This window comes from uncultured Nostoc sp. (genome assembly GCF_964245575.1).
Lineage (GTDB): Bacteria > Cyanobacteriota > Cyanobacteriia > Cyanobacteriales > Nostocaceae > Nostoc.
The window spans coordinates 1-8,350 of the sequence record NZ_CAXTNP010000226.1 but is presented as its reverse complement, the minus strand read 5'-3'; the positions used below and the strand labels follow the sequence as shown (position 1 = coordinate 8,350).

General features: G+C 41.0%; 6 protein-coding genes. 5 read left to right on the top strand and 1 reads right to left on the bottom strand.

The window, feature by feature from the left end; all coding sequences use genetic code 11:
- The first annotated feature begins 147 nt into the window (after positions 1-147).
- The 4 genes from ACFFAP_RS28005 (at position 148) to ACFFAP_RS27990 (ending at position 5,845) form a co-directional block, all read left to right on the top strand.
- Complete coding sequence (locus ACFFAP_RS28005) at positions 148-420, top strand: hypothetical protein (protein WP_375514294.1); 273 nt, start codon at positions 148-150, stop codon at positions 418-420.
- A 48-nt stretch (positions 421-468) separates the two neighbouring features.
- Entirely contained in the window at positions 469-729 is a 261-nt protein-coding gene (locus ACFFAP_RS28000) for a hypothetical protein (RefSeq protein ID WP_375514293.1), read from the top strand.
- 662 nt (positions 730-1,391) lie between these two features.
- The gene (locus ACFFAP_RS27995; protein WP_375514292.1) at positions 1,392-3,536 is read left to right on the top strand and encodes a peptidase domain-containing ABC transporter; all 2,145 of its coding nucleotides are present in this window, start codon (positions 1,392-1,394) and stop codon (positions 3,534-3,536) included.
- Between the two features lie 1,433 nt (positions 3,537-4,969).
- Entirely contained in the window at positions 4,970-5,845 is an 876-nt protein-coding gene (locus tag ACFFAP_RS27990) for an SDR family NAD(P)-dependent oxidoreductase (protein ID WP_375514291.1), read from the top strand.
- A 191-nt stretch (positions 5,846-6,036) separates the two neighbouring features.
- On the opposite strand, the gene ACFFAP_RS27985 is transcribed toward ACFFAP_RS27990, so the two are convergent.
- Complete coding sequence (locus tag ACFFAP_RS27985; protein ID WP_375514299.1) at positions 6,037-6,384, bottom strand: ScyD/ScyE family protein; 348 nt, start codon at positions 6,382-6,384, stop codon at positions 6,037-6,039.
- A gap of 189 nt (positions 6,385-6,573) precedes the next feature.
- On the opposite strand from ACFFAP_RS27985, the gene ACFFAP_RS27980 reads away from it, so the two are divergent.
- Positions 6,574-8,073 (top strand): glycosyl hydrolase family 57, encoded by a 1,500-nt coding sequence (locus ACFFAP_RS27980; protein ID WP_375514290.1) that lies wholly within the window; start codon positions 6,574-6,576, stop codon positions 8,071-8,073.
- Positions 8,074-8,350 lie beyond the last annotated feature (277 nt).

Sequence of the window (8,350 nt, the reverse complement as noted above, 5' to 3'; positions counted from 1 at the left end):
AAAAATAGTTGCTTGACCTATTAAGCAAGAGTCGTATAATACTTTTAGCGGAACAAAAAAGTAATTAAATATACTCTTTAAATGTTAATGTTTATTACTTTTAAGTAACGCGATTTTAACCTCAAAAATTAAGCGAGAACTAAGATTATGGAAAACACATTGTTCACGACATTAACCGCTACCGAAGAAGCTAGTTTGTCTGGTGGTAATGATTGGAAGAAGTCTCATAAGCCTGTCAAAAAACCCAGCACCCCCAGCACCCCCAGCACCAGCACCACCACCACCACCAACACCACCACCAACACTCTATTAAACATCAGCACAATTGTTACAGGTTCTACCATCGCGATCGCTGGTAAAGGTGGTACTGCCGTTGCAGTCTCTGGTGATATTGATGTCTATCAAGTAAATAAAGTCTAACTTTAAGTAAGTTGCTTCACATTCAACAATCAAGCGAGAACTAAGATTATGGAAAGCACATTGTTCACGACATTAACCGCTACCGAAGAAGCCAATTTGTCTGGTGGTAATTCGAAGCCCCCTGTTAAAAAACCCCCCGCCAAACCCAGCACCCCCACCACCACCACCACCACAACCAACACTACCACCAACACTTTAGTAAACATCAGCAAAATTTTTACAGGTCCTACAATCGCAATCGCTGGTAAAGGTGCTACCGCCGCTGCAGTCTCTGGTGATATTAGTGTCTATCAAGAAAATAAAGTCTAACTGAATGTTTAGTAAAAGGGAAAGAATAAACGTAAAGACACGATTAACCGCGTCTTTACTGAGGTAAAGTGTCTTAAACAAACTAACCTGCTCCAACAGGATAGTTGGCCTTCTGACAAGACATTAGCTTAGTTGCTTATCGCAGTTATTTTAGCATTACGTTTATTCCTACCGCATACTTTTGTTGAACAGAGTTAAAAAAGTCTATCAACAGTTCCTATTAGGTAACTGTTGATGGGCTTACTTAATACTTTTCATAAAAATACTGCTCACCTTGAGTAGTCAAATACTAAGCCCTGCTTCAAAAATCAGCCATATTCATTACAATTTAGTAATGTATAAACAATAACGTAACTTTTTTTACCTCATTTACTCTAAATCAATAAGCAAATATATCTATTCGGTTGCAGTAAGCGAAGCAAACATACGAAAATTTACGGTGTTTTCTTTGTTGAATACAAAATATAGTGAAAGCAATTACAACTAATTAGAACTAAAGAAGTTATTAATTTCGTAGGATTAAGAAATTTATCTTGCCTAGTAGAACATATTTGGTGATGATAGTAAAACTAAACTGTTGGTCAAATTATTAACCACGCAGGGGCGAAACCCTGCTATTTTTTTAGGTTTTTTCACGATGCTATTGGGTACTGGAGTGTGAAATGAAATACCAAGTTGTTACACAACATAGTGAAGAAGATTGTGGAGCTGCTTGTCTTGCTTCCGTTGCCAAACATTATCGACGTAATTTTACACTAAATCGCATTCGGGAAGCCGTAGGCACCGGGCAACTTGGAACAACATTGTTGGGATTGAGGCGAGGAGCGGAGGCACTTGGTTTCAATGCGCGTTCGGTCAGGGCATCAAAAGAAATATTAGACCGAATGAACCAAGCACCACTGCCAGCAATCATTCACTGGAAAGGCTATCACTGGGTTGTTTTGTATGGTCAGAAAGGCAAAAAATATGTAATTGCTGACCCAGCCTTTAACATCCGTTATGTCTCTAGAAATGAATTAATTGAGGCTTGGTCAGATCAAGTCATGCTTTTACTAGAGCCAGATTCGGTTCGCTTTTATGCTCAACCTGATGATAAAGTCAACGGTCTTTGGCGCTTTGCGCGGCGGGCATTGCCTTATGGGGGCATAATATTCGAGGCTTTTCTGTGCGCTATAGTTATCGGTCTGCTTTCGTTAACGTCTCCTTTCCTGCTTCAAATTCTAACTGATGATGTACTAGTTCGAGGTGATACCCAGCTTCTGATTGGTGTAATTATTGCGGTTGTGGTGATGAATTTGGTGGCAAGTAGTCTGCAACTAGTTCAATCTAACCTGATTGCCAATTTTGCCCAACGGCTTGAGTTAGGGTTAGTTCTGGAATTTGCCAGGGCAATCCTGCGCCTGCCTCTGGCTTACTATGAATCACGTCGCAGTGGCGAGATTGTTAGCAGATTACAAGATATTCAACAAATTAATCAGTTAGTTGCTCAAGCAGTTATCAGTCTGCCTAGCCAATTGTTTATCGGACTGATTTCTTTAGGTTTCATGGTGTTCTATAGCTGGAAACTTACCGTTGTTGCCGTCGTTGTTGCTATTGTCATGAGTTCATCTACGGTGGTTTTCTTGCCTACACTTCAACAAAAAATCAGAAGTTTGTTGGTCTTAGACGCGGAAAACCAGGGTGTTCTTGTTGAAAGCTTTAAAGGAGCGCTGACACTCAAAAGTACTACTGCTGCTCCTCAATTTTGGGAAGAATTTCAGAACAGATTTGGTCGGCTCTCAAACATAACATTTCGCACAGTTCAGATTGGAATTATTAATAGCACCTTTTCTGGGTTAGTTTATGCTATTGGCAGCGTTAGTTTGATTGGTTTCGGCAGCACCTTAGTTATTAGTAAGGAACTCAGCATCGGTCAACTGCTGGCATTTAACGGAATGAATGGGAACTTTTTGGCATTAATCGGTGCTGTGATTGGATTTATAGATGAATTCATGCGTGCCAAAACTGCCACAGAACGCTTAACAGAAGTTATCGATTCCACACCTGAAAATCCAAGCGATAGTAGCAAACCCTTTGCTAAAATTCCTAGTGATGCTGATATTATTTGCAAAAACCTAAATTTTCACTACGCAGGCAGACTAGAGCTACTAGAAGATTTTTCCCTGACAATTCCTGGCGGTAAAGTTGTTGCCTTAATTGGTACATCCGGCTGTGGAAAAAGTTCTCTTGCTAAACTGATAGCCGGATTATATACACCTAATTCTGGCAATATTCGCTTTGGCATTTATAATATGCAAGACCTAGCTCTTGATTGTTTGCGGCAACAAGTTGTTCTCGTTCCTCAAGATGCTCATTTTTGGAGTCGCTCAATTATTGAAAACTTCCGCTTAGGTTCTCCTCACCTCACCTTTGATCAAATTGTCAAGGCTTGCCAAATTGCTGAGGCAGATGATTTTATTAGTAGACTACCTGAAAAATATCAAACTGTATTAGGTGAATTTGGGTCAAATATTTCTGGTGGACAACGGCAAAGACTGGCTTTAGCAAGAGCTATTGTTAACGATCCACCAATCTTGATTTTAGATGAATCAACTGCTGGCCTCGATCCAGTTAGTGAAGCTCAAGTTTTAGATCAACTGTTGTTCCATCGCAAAGGTAAAACCACAATCTTAATTAGCCACCGTCCTAGAGTAATTACCCGTGCTGATTGGATTGTTCTGCTCAATCAAGGTAAGTTACAAATTCAGGGGACAGTAGAAGATTTGCGTGCCCAACCAGGAAACCATTTAGACTTTTTAACCCCTTAATTGCTCCCAGTTTTAATTGTAAAGATTGAAAGCCTTAGAACCCCGACTTATTAGAAAAGTTGGGGTTCTTGTTGTTCATGGGTCTTCTAACATTGCCCCACAAGCTTTTGATCCCCCCAACCCCCCTTAAAAAAGGGGGCGAAGAACCCTCAAAGTCCCCCAATTTTTTGGGGAATTTAGGAGGATCTTCAACGATTTTGGTTTTGTACAGATACAGTGTATTTCAGGTAAATGAAGTACACGGGTAGGGGCACAACATGTTGCATTGGTGTCATTTTAAAATCTCGTTTCCAGTCAGAGACTGGAAATGCTGCGCCTGGCTGCTCTGCCGCAAGTCTTGAGGCTCTGCCTCAACGACGGGCATTCCCAGTCGGAGCAGGGGAACGAGACAACCAGACAATATCTAAAAGCTTTTTCTAGGCTGGCTTTCACGTTAAGTTGACACCACATGTTGTGATACTACTGATTATCTGTACCTCACCAAGTTGCAATCTGCTGTATGTATGGTGTACACCAGCCTAAAAGGAGGAGCCACTGCGCCCTTGCGGCTCTACCGACTTGTTCACTCTTAGCATTCATGGCGTCAGAGACTTTGAATTTTCCCCCTTAGAGTGTCGGGAAGGGGGTTAGGTTAATCGTTAGCTTTTCCACATGGCATGAATTGTCAGACACCAGGCAAGTCTCAAGCATTCCTTTGATGAACTCAAAGCTAAAGCCAAACAAGTTATCATTTTTACTAAAGTTTTTTGAGATAAATCTGCTGTTAGAATTTGCATTAAAAACAATAATTTAACTCTCTTTCTTCTATTATTTAAAATATCAAAATCAGAAACCTTAATTTGAATGAAATACGTAAATATACTGGTGTGCATCTGCGAACTAGCTGAGAAACTGAGGTGTTGCAAGAATAACCAAAACCTATATGTCTTTTTTGTTTCTTAGCTATGACTGAGATATTACAATTCCCCAAAACAGGGCTTAATTGTCAGGAAAGTAATATATTTGTACTTAGGTATTCATAAAAACTTATTTAATAAAATCTTTTCCATATATATGCCTGTCGTTAAGAAGTATTAAGAAATTCTGATTAAAGAATATTGCAATAGCTTGATTTAATTGCTAACGTGTGTATAACAACGATGCTGATGAGCGCTCTGATCTAGGAGAAGTAAAATCTATGAGCTATATGCATTCAGCCAAGTCTGTTAGGCTTTGACAGGTTAAAAACGATAAATTTCTGCCTCGTATAGACAATTATGAGGGATTGCAGATTAACCAAGAAATATCTCGTTGCTAAAGGCTTAGTTTCAGTTTGATTTGAATTGCAATTGATTATTTGTCTTACCTTGTGCCGACAAGCGAGTAGCTCTTGATTGTGTGTTTCGGCAATAACGAAGGGTTTGGTAAGACTTAGATTTTGGAGGATAAAACCAATGGAGATTCAAGGTAAAGTTGCCCTAATTACAGGGGCTTCTCGTGGGATTGGACGAGCGATCGCACTTGAACTAGCGCAAATCGGCATTAAGCGGCTGATATTGGTAGCACGCGATCGCCACAAGTTAGTCCAAGTAGCTAACGAAATCGAGGCGATGGGAACAGAAACAGCGATCGTGGCATTAGATTTAACGCAGACAATTGAAGTAAATATCGCTGTTGCCCAACTGTGGCGCAATTATGGACAGATTCACCTGCTGGTTAATTGTGCGGGAGTCGCATACCAAAGCTCATTTTTGCAATCTAAACTGCCCCAAGTTCAAGAAGAACTCTCTGTGAACTTGTTAGGAATGTACAACCTCACGAGTCTGATAGCTAGACGCATGGCCAGTCAAAGGCAAGGGACAATCGTCAATGTATCGAGTCTGATGGGGAAGGTGGCTGCACCGACGATGGCGACTTACTCAGCTACCAAGTTTGCCATCTTAGGATTTACCCAAGCTTTGCGCCAGGAACTAGCTGATTACAATATCCGAGTCATTGCATTACTGCCTTCTTTGACAGACACAGACATGGTGCGCGACTTAAAATTATTTCGCTGGGTGATCCCCATGACTCCCCAGCAAGTGGCTAAAGCACTCGTCACTGGAATGCAAAATGATTCAGCAGAAATTTTAGTCGGATGGCAAAGTCATTTAGCTGTATGGTGTCAACGCCTCGCCCCTTGGTTGTTAGAGCTAATTTTGCGAATAGCAACTCCGCCAGCACCAAGCAGACAACGGCCTCTTGAAAAACTGAGTTTTTTATCTAAAATCCAGCGTTTTGGCGATTTGTTATTGTTCAGAAAAACTCAATGTCAGGTCAAGTCGCTTTAACTATAGCGGTTCTCGGACCCTGCGGGTTCGCTGAAAGCGTTCTCCTAAGAGTAGCCACTACGCGTCTATGGATGCAATACACTTTGACCTCACTTCCATTCCTCTCTCCTAAAAGGAGAGAGGCTTTAAATCTTACTCCCCAACCCTTGTAGCGTTGGGGTTGTTCTTGTTAGGTCTGTATTACACTCAACTCAGAAGAGTCGTTTGGCTTTACCCTTGTGCAACAAAGTAATGCTCACAGTTCCAAGAAACGCTAATAAGCTGAAAGTAGAAGTAGATTCAGGAACAGACTTGGGATTCTCAATTTTGAGAACTTGTCCAACTCCAGGGCGATCGCCTCGGGTTGTCACGTAAATATCACCATCAGCACCAATAGTCAAAGCAGTAGGAGACTCTAATCCATTACTACTAAGAATAGTTGTGCGAGTTTCATCGTTCGCTATTTTAATCACAGAACCATCTAGATTACCTTTCCAGAGTGACTGATTAGCGTATTGCAAAGCATATAAATTACCCTCAGTATCAAAAGCTAAGTCAATAAGTTGGATAAAGCCATCGGTATAGACTGTTGGTTGACCATCAGAACCAACTCAGTAGATTTTTGCTTCACCTTCTGGATATTGCGGGACTGCAAGGCGATCGCAGTTTGCATCAATAAATAAAGTTGTAGATCAGAAATTGCTATGCGATCGCATAATTAGACATACCTTGTTTCGGAGCAACCAGAAATGCTTTCCTTCCCCACAACTCTTACTCCTTTGCCCGAAATCATTGATGGCTTGCCGAATATTTCTGGTTGGGAAACAGAGGTTCTCTCTGTAGTTAACCATAATCAGCCAGTATTTTTACCAACAACAAATATTCGCTTAGAAAATGTAAATGCTGTGTTTGCGATCGCCTTACACATGCACCAGCCAACTATACCTGCTGGAAATGGTGGTACACTCATCAGCAATCTGCAATATATGTTTGAACATCCCAACGAGGGGGATAACCACAATGCAGATCCTTTTGCCCATTGTTACAGCCGCATGGGAGATTTTATCCCCGAACTTGTAAATCAAGGTTGCAATCCCCGTGTGATGTTGGATTACTCAGGTAATCTTTTGTGGGGACTGCGGCAAATGGGACGCAGTGATGTTCTCGATAATCTCAAACGTATTACTTGCGATCGCACCTATCAACCTTATGTAGAGTGGTTGGGTACAATGTGGAGCCATGCAGTTATTCCTTCCACACCCATACCAGATATTAAATTGCATATCATCGCATGGCAACATCACTTTGCGGCAATTTTTGGCTGGGAAGCACTAGCGCGAGTCAAAGGATTTTCGCCCCCAGAAATGCACTTACCTAATCACCCTGATGCTTTGTTTGAATTTGTGAAAGCGCTGAAAGAATGTGGATATCGCTGGCTACTCGTTCAAGAACATTCTGTAGAAACAATTAGTGGTCAATCTCTTACCTACAAACATTTACCACATCGTCTGATTGCTCGCAATTCCCAAGGCGAAACAATTAGCATTACAGCCTTAATTAAAACCCAAGGCTCAGATACTAAATTAGTCGCACAAATGCAGCCTTATTATGAAGCCAAAACCTTATCCAAACAACAAATTAGCAGTGTATTTGTGCCACCAATAGTTAGCCAAATTGGAGATGGTGAAAATGGTGGTGTGATGATGAATGAATTTCCTAGCGCTTTTAAACAAGCTTGGTGGGATATGGTCAATAACGGCGGAGGAAAATCAGGTGTTGTTGGGATGTGTGGTACAGAGTATTTAGAATTAATAGAAGCTGCTGGATGCAAACCAGAAGACTATCCAACTTGTCAGCCAGTCGGACAACATCAGATTTGGGAGCGAGTTTCACCAGATAATAGTCAACCGGAAACTGTAGAAAATGCTATTCAAGAATTAAAGCAAATAAACTCTAATTTTCACATGGATGGAGCCTCGTGGACAAATCATATCAGTTGGGTGCAAGGATATGAAAATGTGTTGTCTCCTATGTATCAATTAAGCAGTTTATTTCATCAAAAGATTGATCCATTACTGCAAACTGACTCAGCAGAACCTGTAACCAGACAATCTGATTACCGTAACGTTCTCCTACATAACCTTTTGCTGCAAACCAGTTGTTTTCGTTATTGGGGACAAGGTGCTTGGACTGACTATGCACGAGAAATTTACCAACGTGGCGAAAGCTTGCTGCAAAAGAGATTTTAAGAATTGGTGTTCTAGCCGTAACGCACCAATAAATGCGGTGCGTTACGCCCAGCTTTAACGCACCTTATAATTTAAGGCTTGCTGAATCTAGCAAAATAAATACGCGATATACCGAAATGAGAAAGCAATCAAGCATTTTGAGAAAGCAATATGCCTTTTTGCTTGCTGAATTTACCGAAATGAGAAAGCGATATGCCTTTTTGCTTGCTGAATCTACCGAAATGAGAAAGCAATATGCCTTTTTGCTTGCTGAATCTACCGAAATGAGAAAGCAATC